This window comes from Polyangiaceae bacterium (assembly GCA_015075635.1).
Taxonomy (GTDB): domain Bacteria; phylum Myxococcota_A; class Polyangia; order Polyangiales; family Polyangiaceae; genus JADJKB01.
Genome location: JABTUA010000002.1, coordinates 1,370,431 through 1,387,882 on the forward strand (window position 1 = coordinate 1,370,431; position 17,452 = coordinate 1,387,882).

The 17,452-nt window shown below is 69.6% G+C and carries 17 protein-coding genes; 5 read left to right on the forward strand and 12 right to left on the reverse strand.

What is annotated here, in order from left to right; translation table 11 throughout:
* Positions 1–20: 20 nt before the first annotated feature.
* Positions 21–1,361 (reverse strand): sigma 54-dependent Fis family transcriptional regulator, encoded by a 1,341-nt coding sequence (locus HS104_22440; GenBank protein ID MBE7482722.1) that lies wholly within the window; start codon positions 1,359–1,361, stop codon positions 21–23.
* Between the two features lie 105 nt (positions 1,362–1,466).
* Here HS104_22440 and HS104_22445 point away from each other — a divergent pair, with 105 nt between their 5' ends.
* Positions 1,467–1,979 (forward strand): hypothetical protein, encoded by a 513-nt coding sequence (locus tag HS104_22445; protein ID MBE7482723.1) that lies wholly within the window; start codon positions 1,467–1,469, stop codon positions 1,977–1,979.
* 1 nt (position 1,980) lies between these two features.
* On the opposite strand, the gene HS104_22450 is transcribed toward HS104_22445, so the two are convergent.
* Positions 1,981–2,820 carry a hypothetical protein gene (locus tag HS104_22450; protein MBE7482724.1) on the reverse strand — a complete coding sequence of 280 codons (840 nt, stop codon included), beginning with the start codon at positions 2,818–2,820 and terminating at the stop codon, positions 1,981–1,983.
* A gap of 131 nt (positions 2,821–2,951) precedes the next feature.
* Between HS104_22450 and HS104_22455 the strand changes: the two genes are divergently transcribed.
* Positions 2,952–3,500 (forward strand): hypothetical protein, encoded by a 549-nt coding sequence (locus tag HS104_22455; protein ID MBE7482725.1) that lies wholly within the window; start codon positions 2,952–2,954, stop codon positions 3,498–3,500.
* A 7-nt stretch (positions 3,501–3,507) separates the two neighbouring features.
* Here HS104_22455 and HS104_22460 read toward each other — a convergent pair whose 3' ends face one another.
* Positions 3,508–3,861 (reverse strand): hypothetical protein, encoded by a 354-nt coding sequence (locus HS104_22460; GenBank protein MBE7482726.1) that lies wholly within the window; start codon positions 3,859–3,861, stop codon positions 3,508–3,510.
* A gap of 136 nt (positions 3,862–3,997) precedes the next feature.
* Between HS104_22460 and HS104_22465 the strand changes: the two genes are divergently transcribed.
* The gene (locus HS104_22465) at positions 3,998–4,723 is read left to right on the forward strand and encodes an OmpA family protein (GenBank protein MBE7482727.1); all 726 of its coding nucleotides are present in this window, start codon (positions 3,998–4,000) and stop codon (positions 4,721–4,723) included.
* Positions 4,724–4,750: 27 nt separating this feature from the next.
* Here the strand turns inward: HS104_22465 and HS104_22470 are convergent, their stop codons facing one another.
* The 8 genes from HS104_22470 to HS104_22505 all read right to left on the reverse strand — a co-directional run bounded on the left by HS104_22470 (position 4,751) and on the right by HS104_22505 (position 14,363).
* The gene (locus HS104_22470) at positions 4,751–5,257 is read right to left on the reverse strand and encodes a hypothetical protein (GenBank protein ID MBE7482728.1); all 507 of its coding nucleotides are present in this window, start codon (positions 5,255–5,257) and stop codon (positions 4,751–4,753) included.
* Positions 5,258–5,319: 62 nt separating this feature from the next.
* Positions 5,320–6,711, reverse strand: a complete 1,392-nt coding sequence (locus HS104_22475; GenBank protein ID MBE7482729.1) for a protein kinase — start codon at positions 6,709–6,711, stop codon at positions 5,320–5,322.
* A gap of 224 nt (positions 6,712–6,935) precedes the next feature.
* Complete coding sequence (locus HS104_22480; GenBank protein ID MBE7482730.1) at positions 6,936–8,168, reverse strand: hypothetical protein; 1,233 nt, start codon at positions 8,166–8,168, stop codon at positions 6,936–6,938.
* An 87-nt stretch (positions 8,169–8,255) separates the two neighbouring features.
* The gene (locus tag HS104_22485) at positions 8,256–9,530 is read right to left on the reverse strand and encodes a thrombospondin type 3 repeat-containing protein (GenBank protein MBE7482731.1); all 1,275 of its coding nucleotides are present in this window, start codon (positions 9,528–9,530) and stop codon (positions 8,256–8,258) included.
* A complete protein-coding gene (locus HS104_22490; protein ID MBE7482732.1) occupies positions 9,527–10,942 on the reverse strand; it encodes a thrombospondin type 3 repeat-containing protein in 1,416 nt (471 codons plus the stop codon). Before HS104_22490 ends, HS104_22485 begins: the two co-directional genes overlap by 4 nt.
* 150 nt (positions 10,943–11,092) lie before the next feature.
* Positions 11,093–12,034: an NmrA/HSCARG family protein gene (locus HS104_22495; protein ID MBE7482733.1), complete on the reverse strand. Its 942-nt coding sequence runs from the start codon at positions 12,032–12,034 to the stop codon at positions 11,093–11,095.
* A gap of 108 nt (positions 12,035–12,142) precedes the next feature.
* A complete protein-coding gene (locus HS104_22500; GenBank protein ID MBE7482734.1) occupies positions 12,143–13,507 on the reverse strand; it encodes a sodium:solute symporter family protein in 1,365 nt (454 codons plus the stop codon).
* Positions 13,508–13,517: 10 nt separating this feature from the next.
* Positions 13,518–14,363 carry a hypothetical protein gene (locus tag HS104_22505; protein ID MBE7482735.1) on the reverse strand — a complete coding sequence of 282 codons (846 nt, stop codon included), beginning with the start codon at positions 14,361–14,363 and terminating at the stop codon, positions 13,518–13,520.
* A 151-nt stretch (positions 14,364–14,514) separates the two neighbouring features.
* Between HS104_22505 and HS104_22510 the strand changes: the two genes are divergently transcribed.
* Complete coding sequence (locus HS104_22510) at positions 14,515–15,837, forward strand: hypothetical protein (GenBank protein MBE7482736.1); 1,323 nt, start codon at positions 14,515–14,517, stop codon at positions 15,835–15,837.
* 35 nt (positions 15,838–15,872) lie between these two features.
* Positions 15,873–16,682 carry an FHA domain-containing protein gene (locus tag HS104_22515; GenBank protein MBE7482737.1) on the forward strand — a complete coding sequence of 270 codons (810 nt, stop codon included), beginning with the start codon at positions 15,873–15,875 and terminating at the stop codon, positions 16,680–16,682.
* Between the two features lie 76 nt (positions 16,683–16,758).
* Here the strand turns inward: HS104_22515 and HS104_22520 are convergent, their stop codons facing one another.
* On the reverse strand, positions 16,759–17,430 hold the full coding sequence (locus tag HS104_22520) for a hypothetical protein (GenBank protein ID MBE7482738.1): 672 nt from the start codon (positions 17,428–17,430) through the stop codon (positions 16,759–16,761).
* Positions 17,431–17,452 lie beyond the last annotated feature (22 nt).

Sequence of the window (17,452 nt, forward strand, 5' to 3'; positions counted from 1 at the left end):
GGTACCGCCCGAGCGCCCGTTCAGCGGCCCTCGCCCATGCCGTGCTTGCGCATGAGCTTCTGCATCATCTGACGGGAAACCTCGGCCAGCGCCGCGCCGCGCGTCACGTTCCCGCCCGAGCGCTGGAGCACGAATTCGAGGTAGGCCCGCTCGAAGTCGTCGCCGGCCTCACGCCGGGCGATGCGCAACGGCACCACCGAGCCGTCCCTGAGCCAGCTCTGCGCCGGGCTGCTGGCGCTCGGGCTCGAAGCGGTCTCGACGTGGTCGTGGTGCAGGGGGCGGTCCGGCGTGACTGTGAGGCGCTGCACGGCGTTGCGCAGCTCCCGGACGTTGCCCGGCCAGCGGTGGTTCTGGAACATCTCCCAGACGTGAACCGGCACGTCGCTCAGGTGCCGCGGTGGCCGCTCCAGACCCAGGAAGTATTCGACCAAGAGCTCCAGATCCTCCATGCGGTCGCGCAGCGGCGGCACGGCCACGTGGGTGGTCGCGAGGCGGAAGTAGAGATCTTGGCGGAAGCGGCCTTGCTGGGTCTCGAAACGCAGGTTGCGGTTGGTCGCCGCGATGATGCGCACGTCCACGGCGATGGTCTGGCGCCCGCCGATGCGACGGATCTCGCGCTTCTCCAGCGCGCGCAGGAGCTTGGGCTGGAGCTCCAGCGGGAGCTCGCCGATCTCGTCGATGAACAACGTGCCGCCGCTGGCCTGCTCGAACACCCCGGTGTGGGTGGCGTGCGCGCCGGTGAATGCGCCGCGCTCGTGGCCGAACAGCTCGCTCTCCACCATCGTGGGCGCCACCGCGCCGCAGTCGAACACCGCGAACGGCCCGCCCGCGCGCTGGCTCTGCGCGTGGACGCTCTCGGCGATCAAGTCCTTGCCGGTGCCGGTCTCGCCCTCGATGAGCAGGCTGACCTCGCTCGGCGCGATGCGCTCCAGATCGGCGAACAGCTCGCGCATGCGCGGCGCGCGGCCGAGCACGTCGCCGAAGCGGTCGGTCTGAACCTGCTCGCGATCGACCGTCTCGCCCAACCACTGCACCGCGAGCCAGGTCTCGCCCAGGGCGATCTGGAAGTCGCCGGTGACGAAGCCGTCCTTGAGCCGAACGCCGCCGAGCACGATGCCGTTGGTGCTCTCCACGTCGCGCACACGCATGCCGAGCGGCGTGGGCTGGAGCTCGGCGTGCCGGCGAGAGACCGTGTCGTCGGTGAGCACCAGGTCGTTCTCGGTCGAGGTGCCGATGCGGACCGGCGTGCCGGCGCTCTCGAAATAGAGCCCCGTGTTGGGCCCACGCGTCACGCTCACCCGCACCTTGGCGTAGCGAACCACCGTGGGGAGCGGCCGGGCGCGTGTGGGGCCTTCGCTCATGGAGCGCGATTTATCTCACTTTCTTCGATGGCGCCCAAAGGAATCTGCCGGGGTGGGCAAAGGGACATCGAGGCCGCCGAATCGCGGCCCGAAAGGACCCCAGTCATGAAGGCCACGTTCCCCGTCGCATCGCTCCTCGTCTGTCTCGTCGCCGCCGGCTGCACCGCCGAGATGGCGCCCGAGGACGCCGTCCTGCTCGAGGATGGGCAGGACGAGCCCGCCGCTTTTGGCGAGGCCGAGGCATCGGAGGAGGAGACCGAGGAGCCCGTGAGCGAGAGCGCGGAGGCGCTCTGCAGCTGCGCCACCACGCTCCACTGCTCGAACGGCCAGCTCACGGTCTACGAGCACTCGAGCTGCTGCGGAGGGAAGTTCTTCTTCTGTCCTGGCAACTATCCGGACCTGACCAAGTACACGAACAACCTGGGCTGGGGGGCGAACTGGAACGATCGCATCAGCCGCCTGATGACGACCGCCAGCCCCAAGGTGGGCGTCTACGTGTACCAGCACGTCAACTACAAGGGCGACGTGAAGTATTTCCCGCCGGGCTCGTTCGTGGATCTGGGCGGCGGCCTGTGGAACGACCAGATCAGCTCGATGAAGGTCGTGGCCTTCAAGTGACTCAGGGGCCCGAGCTCGAAGACGCCGTCGTCTTCGGAGCGACGCGCTGCAGGCGTCCACCCTTCAGCACGTACTTGCCGATCGCCCGGCACAGTCGCGCGCGGAGCTCCTCGTCGAGCCGGGCCCACGCTACCTGAGAAGGGTCGTTCGCGGCTCGTCGCCGGCGCAGCTCGGCCTCCGCTTCGTCGCAGGCGCCGTCCGAAGGCTCGCCGAGCACCAGCTCGGTGAGCGGTGACCTCGTCTCGACGGCGAGCTCGAACGCCGGGCCTTGCTCCAGGTCTTCCTTGTCGAGCACGTCGAAGCGGAGGGGCGCCTCGAGCAGCACCTCGACCCGCTTGCTCCGCACGGCGCGCACGCTGAGCAGCGTGAGCACGCGGTAGGTGTGGAGCGGCGTGCCGGGCTTGCCGCGGGATTCGTGCTGGATGCGCTCGCACCAGAGCGCGGCCTCCGACCCCGAGCCCAGGACGATCTCGCGACAGCTGGGCTCGATCCCTTGCGGGGGCTTGGTGCCTCGGCTCTGGTACCAGCTCGCGAGCGCCTCGGAGTCGAGCCAGTCCTGCGACGCTTGGGACACGCAGGCCTTCGCGAGCCGGAGTGGGCGGCAGGCCGTCTCGGGCAGTGGTTGCGGCGCCTCGGCCGTGGGAGCGGAGGGTGGGGGCGGGTCGGGCGAAGGGGCCGGAGTCGGGGCCGGAGCCGGCACCTTCGCCGCGGGCGGCGGGGAGAGCGGCGGACCCGACGCGGCGGGCGAGCCCGAGCAGGCGAGCCCGAGCGCGGTTGCCGAGAGCCAGAGCCTCACGGCACGGTCGTAGCGCACACGCGGCTCTGGCACCATGAGCGACATGAGGCCCGTTCTAGTCCTCGCACCGCTCGCGCACGCCTTGGCCACCTGTGCCCGGCGGCCTGCGCCAAGGTCAACTCCGGCCCGGGCGGCAGCGTGGACGTGCGCTTCGGGTGCGACGTGGGGTTCGTGAAGTGACACGCGCCGTGCTCATCGCCGCCGGCATCCTGTTGTTTGGCGGCTGCTCGTCCACGTCCACCAACGAGGGAGGCCCGAACAGCAGCAGCGGCTGCGCCGACGGCAGCGTCGAGCAGGCCTACGGGGACTCGCCCATCATGGTGGGCTGCGCCGGCAACGTGAACCAGTGCAACGCCGAAACGCTGTGCTCCCCGGGCTGGCACCTGTGCACCTACGCGGAGTATGTGGCGCGGGGCGGGGCGAACGAGAAGGCGACCTCGCAGCGCTGGCTGGCAGGCTGTGTGCGCGCGCTCGGCTCGAGCGCGGCGAGCTGCCCCAGCGACGACGAGAGCGTCTGCGGGAGCTCCTGCGCCAGCGGATCCGCGGAGAAGGTCGATGTCCGCTTCAGCTGCGACGCGGGGGCGCCGGGCGCTAGCGACCAGGCCAACCTGGGCCTGCTCAGCTCGATTACCCAGATGCGCCCGGGTTGCGTCAGCGCCGACTGCAGCTACGCAGAGGTGATGCCTGCTTCCGCCAAGAACTTCGGCGCGACCTGCTGCAAGTGAAACGCGCTCAGGGCGCGCACTGCACGAACTCGCTGACCATCGCTTTGCACTGGTCGGGTGTCTCCGGAAGAGGCAGGTTTCCGCCATTGCAGGCGGCGCTGGTCGTGTTCGCTGCCACGCAATCGTACGCCGCCTGGGCCTTCGCGCGGCACGCCGAGTCGAGCTGCGGAATGAGCCCGTCGCAGGCCTCCTTGCAGTTGCCGAGGGCGTCGCTCGGGCAATCGGTGGCGAGCTGGAGCTCCTTGTCGCAGAGCGCATGGCAGCTCTTGCCCGCCGGAGTGCTGGCGGCGTTCTCGCCGCCGTCGTCCGACCCGCAGGCTATGACGGCGAACGCAACGAGCCAGGGGAACCGCGCAACCATGCACGCAGTGTACACGGGAGACCATGGCGCAGGGGTGTCGCCATCGCCAAATGCGCCGCGTTTGTTTGCTGCCTCTAGTCCTCACCTGGCGCGCCGTCAGCGAAACGCCACCGGCGTGGTACCGTGATCGAGACACATGGGGCACACGAGTCGCTTGGGCATGTTGGCTGCGCTTTCGATCGCCAGCGTCACCTCGGTCGCCACGGCGCAGACCTGGACCGGGGGCCGAACCGGACCGGCGCTCGGCGAGCTCTTCGCCATCGACAAGACCGGCGAGCCGGGCTGGATCTACGGCGCGGAGGATCTAGCCGGTGACGGCCTCGACTCGTTCAAGCAGCAGGAGATGTCCATCGACATTCGCACGGCCTACGCCTCCACCGACGCGCAGCGCTTCTGGGCGCGCGTCTACGTGTCGGACGCCGCGTCCCCCGGAGGCAACATCAACGCCTACGTGTTCATCGACTCCGACAAGAGCGCGTCCACCGGAGGCAGCGCCGCCGCGACGGACATCGACCCCAAGCTGACCGGCGACCCGTCCGGCGGCGGCTACGAGTTCTGCCTGGGCGTGAAGGGCAATCAGAGCATCTCGCTCTGGGAGTGGAGCGGCAGCGCCTGGACCCCGAAGAACCTGACGCCTCCCCAGAGCGCAGCGGAGGCCGGCGCGATCCTCGATCCGATTCGCCTGAACGGCGACGTGCACGGCCAGGCCCGCGCGGAGTCCGTGCGTCGCTATCTGATCGGCAAGGGAGTGAAGCCCTCCCGCCTCAGCGCCAAGGGTTACGGACCGGACAAGCCGCTCGAGAAGGGCACTTCGGACGCGGTGCGGGCGAAGAACCGGCGCGTGGAGTTCGTCGCGGAGTAGGCGTTCGCGCGAGTCGCGACCGTAGGACTAGTACTTCCCGCAGGCGTGGCTGCAGATCCACGAGTGACAGTCGGCCAAGTAGCAGGCGGGCTCCGCTCCGGTGTCGCAGGGCAAGCCACACTTCGCCGTGCAATTCGCGTCGGTGCAGAGGCGCAGGCAGGTCAGGTAAGCTTTGCAGTCCGGCGAGGACAGACACTCTTCGACCAGGGTACCGTAGTCGCAGCAACGACAGGAGCACTCGCCGCAGGTCTCCCCTTCGGGGTAGACGTCCGATGAGCACTGACCGCTCTGCGCCGCGCAGTAGGGGAAAGGCAGCGGAGGAGCGCTCGTATCCGCGCCAGGCGAGGCATCCAGAGGCGCGGGCGCACCCGCATCGACCAGCGGCGGAGGCGCAGGCCCGGCCGCGGCATCCGCCTGGTCTCCGGGGCTGATGGCGCCGGTGCCGTCGGCCGTCTGCACCTTTCCACCGCAGCCCACCGCGACCGCCGCCAGCAGCCCTGCGGCGCAGGCGACGCGTCCGAGCCGAGCTGTCATGCGAGCTGCGAAAGCACTCCTCATGCCAGCGGTCGGTGGCACAGCCTGGCGCAGCTGAGCGTTCAGGCGCGCTTCTTCTCGACGTGCAGCGCCATCCCCCTCAGCATCGCCTCGGCGATGGCCGCGAACGCGCGCTTCCAGGCCGCGCCGATCGCGGCGTTCCACTCGACCCGGTCGAACTGGCGAACGGTCTCGAGCAGCGCCTCGCCGAACAGGCGAAGATGCTCGGGTTTGGCGCCGTAGCGAGCGTGCCGCCAGCCCAGATCTTCCAGCACCGGGACCAATTTCGCCGGGTTCCTGAGGTGGTCCACCACCAGGCGGAGCGCGGCAGCGAGCATCATCTTCTGGTCGATCATCGAGGCCGGAAACAGCGCCCGCAGCTCCGGCGTGCGAGCGAAGAGGCGATCGTAGAAGGCGTCCATCAGCTCGTCGGCGTCGCCCTGGATCCGCGACAGGGAAGCCGCGACGATCGACGCATCGTCACCGCCGTGGGTCCGGTCCCCGACCGTACGGAAGCCGCGCAATACGCTCTCGACGGTCTCGAGCGCCCGCGCGAGCTCTGCACCGTCGGCGTACCGGTCGGCAGGGTCGCGGGCGGTTGCCTTGTCGACCACCGCGGCGAACGAGCGTGGCAGATCGGACCGCAAGCTGGCGAGTGGCGAGAGCGGCGTCTGCGTGACCTGCTCGATCAACGCTCGCCCGCTCAGCCCGGCGAAGGGTTGCGTCCCAGTGCACAGCTCGTAGACCACCAGACCCAAGGCGTAGACGTCGGTGCGCGTGGACGAACGCTCCCCCATCCACACCTCCGGAGCGATGTAGTTCGGAGTGCCGATCATGGCTCCGGTGTGCTCTCCCCGCCAGGTGCTGCCGTCGTTCATGGCGGCGCGCACGCCGCTGCCGATGCGGGCGGTGTCCGCGGTCGCGAAGGCCTGCTCCCAAGAACTGGGCGTGCGCCGAGGCTCCGTCTCGAAGACCGGCTCGGCGAAGAGCTTGGCCAGGCCGAAGTCGACGAGCTTGACCGAGCCTTCTCGCGCCAGGATCACGTTGGCAGGCTTCACGTCGCGATGCAGCACTCCGCGCTGATGCGCCAGCCCGAGGCCACGCGCCACCGAGAGGCCGATCTCCGCCACCCGCGTCCACGGGAGCGGCGTCGCGACGCGGTCCAGGCTGTCCCCGTCCACGTATTCGTACGCGATGTACGGGCGCCCCTCGACCTCGCCGATGCGATAGATGGCCACGATGTTCGGGTGCTGGAGCCGCGCGATGGCGCGGGCCTCCCGAGAGAAGCGCAGGCGCGCCGACTCGTCCGGCGAGTCGGCCGCGATGAGCTTGAGCGCCACCGGACGGTCGAGCGAGACCTCGTAGGCGAGGTAGACGCGTCCCATGCCGCCGCGTCCCAGCTGCCCCTTGATCTCGAATCCATCGAAAGACTCCGGTGGCTCCCACTCGGGCATCGCGCACCTCACTCGAGACCTGGTGTCCGAGACCCGGGCCGACAAGCCCATCGAGCGTGCTTGCAGCGATTGACCAAGCGTCGTCGAACCACGAACGAGCTCTTACAAGGGTCGTTCCAGCGCCAACTGCGCGGATCCGACCGGGCCCCCGAGTCCTCGTGGCCGCAGGGGCTGCGGCCCGAAGGCATCACCTCGCTGACCGAGCCCCGCGTATTGGGCGGCGATCAGTAGTGGTAGCTCACGTCGTAAGGCGTGCAGGCGCTGGTCGTCTGGCCCTTGACCCGGATGTAGACGTTTGCGTCGTCGAAGATCCCGGGGCAGTTGATCTCGAGCTGCGCCGGAGTCGTGGTGCTGGTCGTGCAGCAGCCGGTCATCGCGCCTTCCGTGGCCACCGTGCCTTGCTTGCAGCTCTTGTACGCCGCCGAGCCGTCGGTGCACGCCGCGAACACACAGACCTGGATGCCCGCCGTCTTGGTCGAGACGGTCGGATCGACGATGCACAGGTCGTCCCAACCCTTGAACTTGAAGAAGTCCACGTCACCGCCTGGCTGGACCACCCCGGAGACCGACGAGCCGGACGAGTTGCAGTCGTTGATGTTGCAGAGCACCGTGGGACACGCCGAGCTGGCGGTCGCCACCGTGTTGTTCGGCTCTGGGCCGGCGTCGGTGCAGGTCGTGCAGCTCGAGCCGTTGCAGGTCCCCGAGCACTCGCAGCCGCCGATGCCGTTGCAGTTCTGCTGACCCGCCAGGCACTTGTAGCAGGTGCCGTTCGAGCAGTAGTTCGCGGTGTTGCCGCACTCGAACGCGGTGGTGCCGGTGCAGCCGGGCGTGCCGCCCGTACCGCCCGTACCGCCCGTGCCGCCCGTGCCGCCGCTGCCGCCCGTGCCGCCCGTGCCTCCGGTGCCGCCGCAATTGCCGCAGTTGAACTCCTTGACCTCCTGCACACACATCGAGTCCCACGCGGTGTTGCAGCAGAACTTGTCCTGCGCGCAGACGCAGGTCTGAATCGAGCTCGTCGAACAACCTGGAGTCGTCGCCGCCTTGCAGCAGTCGTTGGTGGAGACCCCGCCGCTGCCGCCGGTCGAGCCGCCGCTGCCGCCGGTCGAGCCACCGCTGCCGCCGCTCGCGCCACCGCTGCCGCCGGTCGAACCACCCGCGCCGCCGCTCGCGCCGCCAGCTCCCGACGCGCCGGCTGCGCCCGCCGCCCCCGCCAAACCGCCGCTGCCTCCGCCGCCGACGGAGCTGCCACCCGTGTTGCCGACGCCTCCGGTCGCGCTGCCGCCAGCACCGCCGTAGGAGCTACCGCCATAGGATGAGCCACCGCTCGAGCTCGCGCCGTAGCCGCCGGCGTTCGAGGCGCCGTAGCCGCCTTCCTCCTCGGCATCTTCACCTGCCGCGCAGGCCAGACCGAAGAGCGCCGGAACGACCGCGAGCGACAAGAATCGGATCGGCTTCACGCATGCACCTCTTTCAACGTGGAGGATACCAGCCTCGGCAACGCGTTCCTACGCCCGCGTTGGACGCACCGGCGTCCATCGGCGCGCTCACTTCGCGTTCGTGCACGAACGCCGCCGCACGAACGCGACGCCGAGGCCGAGCAACAGCCAGGCCGGATCGCTCTGGCGAACGGGACCGCTCACGCTGCAGCTGCCTTCTTCACCGCTGTCGGCGAAGGTCTTGGTGGTCTGCCCGCTGCCGCCGCTGCCGCCGGCTGCGCTTCCGCCGGACGCGCTGATCCCGCCGCCGCTCCCCGCTCCGCCCGCCGCGCCGCCTCCGCCCGCGGCGCCTGCCGCTCCGGCCGCACCCGCTGCGCCAGCCGCACCCGCCGCGCCGCCGCTGCCGCAGTTGCTGTTCGCATCGCAGGCGTCGCCTTTGCCGTCCTGATCACAGTCCGCCTGGTCCGCGTTGTCGTCCTTCGGACAGTTGTCCTTCGTGTCCGCGACGCCGTCGCCGTCGTCATCGTCGTCGCAGGCGTCTCCCTTGCCGTCTTTGTCCAGATCCTCCTGCCCAGCGTTCTTCGTTCCCGGGCAGTTGTCCTTGGTGTCCGTGACGCCGTCGCCGTCCGTGTCCTTGGGCTCGGAGCAGGTCGGCCCCTTCGCGAAGCCCTCCGTCGGGCTCTTGCCCAGGCGGGTGTCGGTCTGCGTGCCGAACTCGCCGTCCTCGGCGATCTTGTCCTCCGGGTGGTTCAGGTTCCAGAGCCTCTGGAACGCGAGCACGTCCTTGCCCTTCAGGTTGACCGTGCCACCGCCGACGTAAGTGTAGTGGTAGACGTCGCTCGAGCCGTACCACTGGAAGCTCTTGGCGGTGAGCGCGGTCTTCCAGGTCGAGTAGTCGCCGGTGTCGAAGGCCGTGCCGCCCTCGTGGTTCGAGTTGCCCGGCGTCGCGGCCAGCGGAATGCCGCACTTCCCCGCCTTGTACCAGTGATAGAGCAGCCACTGCTGGGGCAAGGTGCGCAGCATGCTGCTGATGTGCAGGGTCTTGCTCGGGTTCGCGTCCAGCGCCTTGACTAGCGAGTCCACCGCCGCCGGCTGCATGTACATGAACACGTGGCTGTAGTTCTTGATCAGGTTCGGCCGCGAGGGCACGGCCTTCAGCGCGTTCGGGTTGATGCAGTTCATCTCCGCGATGATCTGCTTTGAGAGGCCCTCGACCACCGAGGTGGAGCAGCCGCTCGACAGCGCTTGCGACACGCTGAGTGCGCTCTGGACGGTCGCGGTCTCCTCGTGGGGCTCGGGGCCGTCGGGCTCGTCGGGTGCGACCTCGACGGCGCAGCCGCCGAGCGCGAGCGTGCCGAGCAGGAGCAGGGCGTAGCGGCTCATCGCGCGGCTCTCCGGCGAGTGAGCAGGCCGAGCGCCAGGCAGAGGCCAAGCGCGCCGAAGCCGAGGCCGCGCGGCGCGGGGCTCGTGCTGCACCCGCTGGCCTCGTCGCTCTCCATGACCTTGGTCTGCTGGCCGCCGCCGGCCGTGCCGGAGCCGCCGCTGCCGCCCGAGCCAGCGCCGCCGCTCGAGCCGCCGGACGCTCCGGAACCGCTCGAGCCGCTCGAGCCGCCCGTACCCGTCCCGCCGGCACCGCCGGTACCGCTCGACGCATCGCAGACGTCGCCCGCGCCGTCGTCGTCCGCGTCCGCCTGATCCGCGTTCGCGTCTGCCGGGCAGTTGTCGGCGGTGTCGTTCACGCCGTCGTCGTCGTCATCGGCGTCGCAGGCGTCGCCTTCGCCGTCCTGGTCCAGATCGCTCTGGTTCGCGTTGGCTGCGCTCGGGCAGTTGTCCGAGGCATCGGCCACGCCGTCGCCGTCGTCGTCGGTGTCGCAGGCGTCGCCCTTGCCGTCCTTGTCCGAGTCGGTCTGGGCCTTGTTGGCCACGAGCGGGCAGTTGTCCGTCGTGTCCGCCACGCCGTCCCCGTCGTCGTCGGTGTCGCAGGCGTCGCCCTTGCCGTCTTTGTCGGTGTCGGTCTGCGCCGCGTTCTTGGCGCTCGGGCAGTTGTCCTTGTCGTCGGTGACGCCGTCGCCGTCCGTGTCGGCGGGGGCCACGCACGAGCCAGCGGCGGTCAGGATCTTGATGTCAGCGCCGTAATAGAATTGGAGGATCTGCTTGTAGTCGTAGCTCTTGTTGGCCTCGAGGCAGCGCGCGCCCCACTGGCTCATGCAGCCGCGGTTCTGGCCGTAGCCGGGCGGCCCGATGTAGCCGAGAGAGGTCTGCTTGACGCTGGTGCCGGTCAGCCCCTGGTTGTACGTGACGTACTTCTCCATCGCGTGGCTCGAGCTGCCCTTGCAGCTCGGCGCGGAGGTGTTGTTGTCGCCGCTCACGTAGAAGCCGTAGGTGAGCATTCCGCCGAAGGAGAGGTACATGCCGGCGGTCTCCTTCACCGCTTGCTTGTGCTTGGCGCTGGGCGTCGCACCGCAGCTGTAGACCTGGCAGCCTTGGCCGTCGCAGATGGATCCCTTGGTGGCCATCGCGTAGTAAGCGACGGAGCGGGCAGAGATGGCCTGCGCCTTCAGGGCTTCGAGGTTCGCGCCGCCGTTCTCGCACTGGATGACGTGGGGGAGGTAGTCCTCCTCCATGTTCTTCGTGCCGGCGCCGGTCACCGGGATCGAGCAGTAGGCCTTGGCGAGGGGCGCGCTGACCGCCTGCTGCACCTCCAGGATGGGCTCCTCGTTGCCGACCGGCCCCGCCTGGCAAGCGACCGCGAAGAGAGCCACCAGCAAAGTCCCGAAGCGCACCCAGAGCGTCATGCACCGGTGTAGGTGCAAGGCCGAGACCAGATCCCGTCCGAGGGATCTCGTGGGGTTAGAAGGCCACAAAACGCCAACCGCCGCCCCGATCCGCCAACTCGGAGTTGGCAGCCGGGCGGCGATCGGTCCGGACGGCGTCCGGATTCGGGGTCACTCGGTCGGGATGCGCGAGGCGTTCTGCTCGAGCCAGGCCGCGAAGGTCTGGAGCTCCGGGTTCAGCGCGCGCGAGGCGGCAAGGTCCCGCGCCCCGCAGAACTCCTTCTCGAAGTCCGCCTTGTACTGGAACATGTTCCCGAGGTCGTCGGCGCCGGGGAACGGGAACGTGCGGTAGACCTCCGGCGGCACGTCGCGGTGCACGACCTCCTTGCCCAGGGCCTTGCCCAGGGCAGCGGCCATCTGCGCTCCGGTCAAGTGATCGCCGGCGATGCCGACGTATTTGCCGATGAGCTCACTGCCCTTGTTGAACACCCCGTAGGCGCACTTGCCGATGTCCTCGGCGGCGATGCCGGGCAGCTTCTTGCCACCCATCGGCAGGACGAATCCGTACTTGCCGTCGTCGCCCTTCTTCGGAGCCATGCCGAAGTAGATCAGGTTGTCCCAGTAGAACGAGGTGAGCAGAAACGTGGTCGGCACGCCGGCGTCGCGGAAGTACTGGTCGGCCTCGCCCTTCGCGTCGAAGTGCGGGACCTTGTACTTCTCCTTCAGCGTCGGCATGCGCGAGTCCGAGAGCGGCACCAGCTTGCGCGTGTCCTCGAGGGTGGACCAGATCACGTGCGAGACCTTGGCGCGGCTGGCCGCCTGCGCCAGGTTCCTCGCCTGGGCCAGCTCCTTCTCGGGCGACATGTGCTCCCAGAAGCTGGTCACCGTGAACGCGCCGTGCGCGCCCGCGAACGCCTTTTCCAAGCTCGCCGCGTCGTCCAAGTCCGCCGCGACGACCTCGGCCCCGAGCTTCCGGAGCTCTTGGGCTTTGTCCCCGTCGGCCTTGCGGGTGATGGCACGGGCCGCAAAGTCCCCGCGCTTGACGATGGCGCGCACCAGGCTCCCGCCCTGCGCACCCGTAGCTCCGATGACCGCGATGATCTTCTTGCTCATTCGGCTTTCCCCTGTCTGCCCTCGTCCGTCGAGGGACCGGCTGCGTAGGGCCCGGCCCCGGGGCGTGCCAGGTCCAAGCGTCCGGCGAGGCTTGCCGGACGTTCGAGCTCAGCGCTTTCGCCCGACCCAGGCGCCGCACAGGTAGACCCCGCCCGAGACCGCGAGCGAGAGCAGGAACGGCGCCTGAACGTGGAAGACGTGCTCGCCGGTGACGTAGCTCAGGGCGCCGCTGACCAAGCCCAACGCCGCCGTGCGCGGCCCGCCGAGCTGGGTGTGGAGCCCGAACACCAGCACGACGAAGAACCCGGCGCCGCCGAAGGCCGACGCCTCCTCGACCAGGCCGGCGACGCTCTGTCCGCCCAGCGCGAGCGCCCACGTGCAGACTCCCATGACTACCAGCGAGACGCGCGCGAAGGCGAGCTTCGCGGCCTCGCTGCTCTTCCCCGAGAGCGGTACCGCAATGTTGTGGGCGACCAGGGATGCCGCGACGAGCAGGGTGCTGTCCACCGTGGACAAGATGGCGGACACGACCGCGCCGATGAAGACCACGTAGAGCACGGTCGCGAGGTGCTTCTGCGCGACGACCGGCAAGAGGTGCTCCGGGTCGGCCAGGCCCGGCGCCAGCTGCGGACCGAGCAGGCCGATGAAGATCGGGATCGAGCCCACTGACAGGTAGATTCCCGCGGCTGCGAGAGTAGAGCGCCGCGCGACCTGCGGAGAGCGGCAGGCGATGATGCGGCTGACGACCTCCTGCGCGAACACCGACCCGAGCACCGGCGTGACCCAGGATTCCGCGATCTTCCACCCGCTCAGCTCACTGGGAAACGGCGACAGGCGACCCGGCTCGATGGCGGCGAGCGCCGGACCGACCCCGCCCAGGTGCGAGACGACGACGCCTCCCAAGATCACGAGGCCGATGATCAGGACGACCCCCTGCACGAAGTCCGTCGCGGCGTCGGCGAGCAGACCGCCGAAGCCGGTGTACACGACGGCGACCACGGCAGCGATGGTGATCGCCGTGACGGAGGTGATGCCGGACGCGACGCTCAACACCTGACCGAAGGCCCGGATCTGCGCGGCGCCCCAGAGTAGGCTCGACGGCACCATGAGGAGCACGGCCAGCTTCTCCACGCGCGGCGAGAAGCGCTCGCGGAACAGGTCGCCGAGAGTGGTCATCTTCCGCGCCCAGAGCAGACGCGCGAAGAAGACGCCCATCACCAGCAGGCACAGCGAGTAGCCGAACGGGTCCGCCGGGCTCGAGAACACCCCGCCCGCGTGCACCGAGCCAGCCGCGCCGACGCAAGTCTCCGCGCCGAACCAGGTGGCGAAGATGCTGAAGATGGCGATGGGGTAGCCGAGCCGACGGCCGGCGACGAAGAAGTCCTCTTCGCTCGCCACGCGCCGGGACGCGAAGAAGCCTACAGCCAGGTTCAGCGCGACGTAGCCCGCGATGCCCCAGACCACCGGGCTCATGGCCGCGAGATCAGTTGCAGAGGAACGCCAGCGCGAGGCCGGCGAGCCCCGGGTTGTACTTGCACACGCCTTCGGAGCAGCGCTCGCTCAGGCACTCGTCGCTGTCCATGCAGGCTTCGCCGTCGGCGCGCCGGGGCTCGCAGGTCTTGGTGGAGTCCACGCAGTGGGTCTCTGCGCTGCACTCGTCCCAGTCCCCGGTGCAGGTCGCGCCCGCCGGCAGGCGCGCGGCGCACGTTCCGGAGGGGCAATACGCGCCGTCCACGCAAGCGTGCGCGGAGGAGCAGGCTTGTCCCAGCGCCGAGCGCTGCTTGCAGGTACCGGCGTCGCAGTGCAGCCCCGCCTGATAGTCGCAGAGCGTGATCTGGTTCTGCTGCGGATCACCCGACCAAGAGGACGAGCTGCCGTTGCGCTCGCCGATACACGCCGCGCCCTCCGCCACCAGCACGAACGCCGCGCAGGTGCCCTTGTCGGTGTCGAAGTCGTGGTCGCACGTGGAGTCGCCGGCGCAGTCCGAGCCGTTGTCGCAGGTCTCGCCCGGCTTCTTGCCACCGGAGCCGTCCGGGAACGCCTTCTGACAAGACTCCGGCTCGTCGTGGGAGAAGTCGCAGAAGGTCGGGTCATTCGCCAGCGCCTCGTACTCCGTCAGGCACTGCTCGGCGAGCGACTTGCTGGTCGGCCGCGCGCTGCCGTAGAGCATTCGGCAGGTGCTCTGGTCGCCGGGCAAACCGGCCTTGTCGCAGCAGGGCTTGAACAGCGCGCAGAAGCGCGGGCCAAAGTCGGAGGCGTCATCGTCGTCCGAACAGCCCACCGCCAGCGCGGCCAGGAAGAGCAGGAGCGAGCCGATGCGATTGCGCATGTCGTTGCTTCGGATCCTGGCAGCGCCTAAGCCAGAGGACAACCGAGGCGTTTCGGAGACACCCCCTGACGCCGATGCCAGGGGCCTGGCCGGAGAAGCAACCGCCAAGACCACGACATTCGAGCGGCACGTCGTTTGCTGACACTCCGGCATGGGCATCGCGAAGCGTATCGAGGTGGGCGCGGCCGCGGCGGCCGTGGTGGCGGCGCTCCTGGCCTGCAAGGGCGGGGCGAATCAGAACCAGAAGGGGGTCGGCGATCAGCCCGGCGGCGTGGCGCTGGGGCTCGGGGACATCGCCGTCGCACCCGTCGGCGACTACGTGCTCTTCAAGCGCGGCGACGAGCTGGCCACCGGCAACCTGACCACCGGCGCCATCGACACTTTGCCGGTGCAGAAGCCCTCGCGCCTCGCCTTCTCCAAGCAGCGCCCCTTCGTCTACGTGGGCACCGAAGCCACGAGCGAAATCCTGGCCGTGGACATGGAGGCGCGGAAGGTCGGCTGGCGCCAGGGCGTCCCGAGCGCCTACACGTCCGTCTTGCGCTTGATGTCGTCCAAGGACGACCGCTTCGTGGTCTCCGCCCAGGGGCAGGAGGTGCAGGTGTTCGACGCGACGAGCGGCGCACCGAAGGGCAGCTTCGCCTTCGAAGGTGCGCTGATCGACGTGCAGGTGTTCCCGGACTCCAAACGCGCACTCGCCGTCGAGTTGCACGAGTGGAGCGGCGATGCACCCAGCACGCGGGTCACCGTGCTGGATCTGGAGACCAGCGCGCGGCGCACGCTGACGGTGCCCAACTGCGCGGACCGCGTGGCCATCAGCGCCGATTCGAAGCGGGCCCTCTTGGCGCCGACCACCTGCCAGAAGGATCCGGTGAGCGTCATCGACCTGAGCGAAGGGGCCGAGAAGTTCGAGCGCAATCTGCCCGGCTTCGGACCCGTGGCCCTCTCCCCCGACGGCACGACGGCGGTGGCCTTCCTCGATCGGGACAGCATCGACCTCACGCTGTTCGACGATCCGAAGCTCGCGCCCACGAACGCGGCGGAGCGCTACCACCTGATGCTGATCGACACCGGCAACCTGAGCTACGAGTTCGTCGCGGCCGGCGACGAGCTGCCGCGCTTCGCGATCACGCCGGACGGCAACGTGCTCCTGGTGGACACGGCCTGGACCGACGACGCTGCCCGCCTGCTCGACGTGCCGAGCCGAACTTTCAAGCCCATCGCGGGTCCCAAGGTCCGGCTCGACAACTTCGTGCTGACCAAGGACTCGTCCCACGCGTTCGTGCTCCAGGGCAGCGTCTACGATCTGGACATCGGGTCGGCGATCTCGTCCATGGTCGGGACGAGCTTCACGCCCAAGAACATCAACATCTCGGCGGACGACAAGGCGCTGTTCCTGCGGGTGGACGACGACGAGATCTGCATGTTCGATCTGGCGACGAGGAGCTGCGCCCGGAGCTTCGTCGCGGTACAGTGACCCGCTCGGGGTACTCGGGCTAACATGCCCGATCCATGGCCATGCTCGTGTACTCGGCGCCCGGGGAGCAGGACCGGCAGTTCGAGCTCGGCGCGCGTACGGTGATTGGGCGACACCCCGGCTGCCAGGTCCAGATTCTGGACGGGCTCGTGTCCAAGGAGCACTGCGAGATCGTGGCCCGCGATCGCAGCCACTGGATCCGCGACCTGGGCACCACCAACGGCACCTGGGTCAACGGCGTGCGCCTGCTGACCGAGCGGAGGCTCGAGCACCTGGACGAGATCAGCGCCGCCCGCGCGCGCTTGCTGTTCCTCGATCCGGGCGCGGCGCTGCGCCGCTCGCCGACCGGCGATCCCTACCGGAAGGCCGCCAGAGCCCCCTCGGAGCAGCCGCCGCCGCGACCAGACGTGGGCGACCTGCCGAGCCTGCGGCGCTTCTACGCCTTGGTCCGCATGTTGTGCGCGGAGTCGAATTTGAAGCAGCTCGCCTCCGACGCGAGCCACGGGCTGCTCACGCTGTGCGACGTGGACTGGGCGGTGCTCTGCGTGCGCGACGCCTCTGGAGCCTTCACCGAGCTGGCGCGCGCTGGCCGCGAGAAGCCGCCGGACGTGTCGGCGCCGTATCCCGCTCTGTTCGACGTGGCCGCGAACGCTCGCGCACCGACCTTCCAACTCGCGCACGACCGCGTGCTGCAGCTGGTCGTGCCGCTGGTGCACGCGGACACGGTGAAGGGCGTCTTCTGGGTCGGCATGGCGAGCACCACCGAAATCTCACCCGTGCTCGAGGTGCTGAGCAGCTACGGCGCGTTCGTCGCGGTGGCGCTCCGGGCGCTGGACGGCGGCTGACCGTCACGTGGCTCTTGATCGAGGCGTTCCGGAGCTCCGTGTCGGCGCGGGCGCGGAGCCCGATCCCGGTCTGAGCTCAGCGCGCCTTGCAGCGGCCGTCCACCTCTGCACAGACGGGCGCCGGCGGAAACAGCGGCGGAACGGCGTGCGGCGGGCACTTCACGCCGGGGGGAGACGAGCGGAACACCTCGGCCACACCGCCGTCCGTCACTGCGACGCGCTCGCGCCCCACGATCTCGCCGCGGGACGCGCGCTCCGACTCCTCGACGAACCAGCCGTCCTGGTCGTTACCGAGCGCGCGCGCGCAGCCCGCCCAGCCGTCGCACACCACCGCGGGCAGGCAGCGCCGCTCCACGACGACGAAGGCGGGACCTCCGTCGGGGCCGCTCGCCGTGGCCACGCAGCGACCTTCCTGGCAGCGCGCGAAGGTCGGACCCATCGGGCAGGCGAGCGGGCTGCAATTCGAGGGCGGGTGCGCCGCGCAGTAGCGCTGGAGCTCGGCGTGCCAGCGCCGTGTGCCGGCAGTCGTCGCGCAGGCACCACAGCAGGCGTGCTCGCCGGATACCTCGATCCTGGCCACCGCGCACTCGTCGTCACGGGAGCACGCTCGCTCCGGGGCGGGCGGACCCGTCGGCGGCGCGCTGGCGCTCGGGGTCGATGCGGCGGCGCTCGGGGCAGGTGCGCTGGTGGTGCTCGGCGTCCGGCACGACGCGAGGCCCAGGCACACCAAGAGCGCAGGAGATCTCACCGGCCGAGCCTCGCGCAGAACC

Coding starts and splice junctions, on each gene's coding strand:
- HS104_22510 (MBE7482736.1), top strand. CDS start 14,515: ATGGGCATCGCGAAGCGTATCGAGGTGGGCGCGGCCGCGGCGGCCGTG.
- HS104_22445 (MBE7482723.1), top strand. CDS start 1,467: ATGAAGGCCACGTTCCCCGTCGCATCGCTCCTCGTCTGTCTCGTCGCC.
- HS104_22470 (MBE7482728.1), bottom strand. CDS start 5,257: ATGACAGCTCGGCTCGGACGCGTCGCCTGCGCCGCAGGGCTGCTGGCG.
- HS104_22490 (MBE7482732.1), bottom strand. CDS start 10,942: ATGACGCTCTGGGTGCGCTTCGGGACTTTGCTGGTGGCTCTCTTCGCG.
- HS104_22465 (MBE7482727.1), top strand. CDS start 3,998: ATGGGGCACACGAGTCGCTTGGGCATGTTGGCTGCGCTTTCGATCGCC.
- HS104_22475 (MBE7482729.1), bottom strand. CDS start 6,711: ATGCCCGAGTGGGAGCCACCGGAGTCTTTCGATGGATTCGAGATCAAG.
- HS104_22440 (MBE7482722.1), bottom strand. CDS start 1,361: ATGAGCGAAGGCCCCACACGCGCCCGGCCGCTCCCCACGGTGGTTCGC.
- HS104_22450 (MBE7482724.1), bottom strand. CDS start 2,820: ATGTCGCTCATGGTGCCAGAGCCGCGTGTGCGCTACGACCGTGCCGTG.
- HS104_22505 (MBE7482735.1), bottom strand. CDS start 14,363: ATGCGCAATCGCATCGGCTCGCTCCTGCTCTTCCTGGCCGCGCTGGCG.
- HS104_22460 (MBE7482726.1), bottom strand. CDS start 3,861: ATGGTTGCGCGGTTCCCCTGGCTCGTTGCGTTCGCCGTCATAGCCTGC.
- HS104_22515 (MBE7482737.1), top strand. CDS start 15,873: ATGGCCATGCTCGTGTACTCGGCGCCCGGGGAGCAGGACCGGCAGTTC.
- HS104_22495 (MBE7482733.1), bottom strand. CDS start 12,034: ATGAGCAAGAAGATCATCGCGGTCATCGGAGCTACGGGTGCGCAGGGC.
- HS104_22485 (MBE7482731.1), bottom strand. CDS start 9,530: ATGAGCCGCTACGCCCTGCTCCTGCTCGGCACGCTCGCGCTCGGCGGC.
- HS104_22500 (MBE7482734.1), bottom strand. CDS start 13,507: ATGAGCCCGGTGGTCTGGGGCATCGCGGGCTACGTCGCGCTGAACCTG.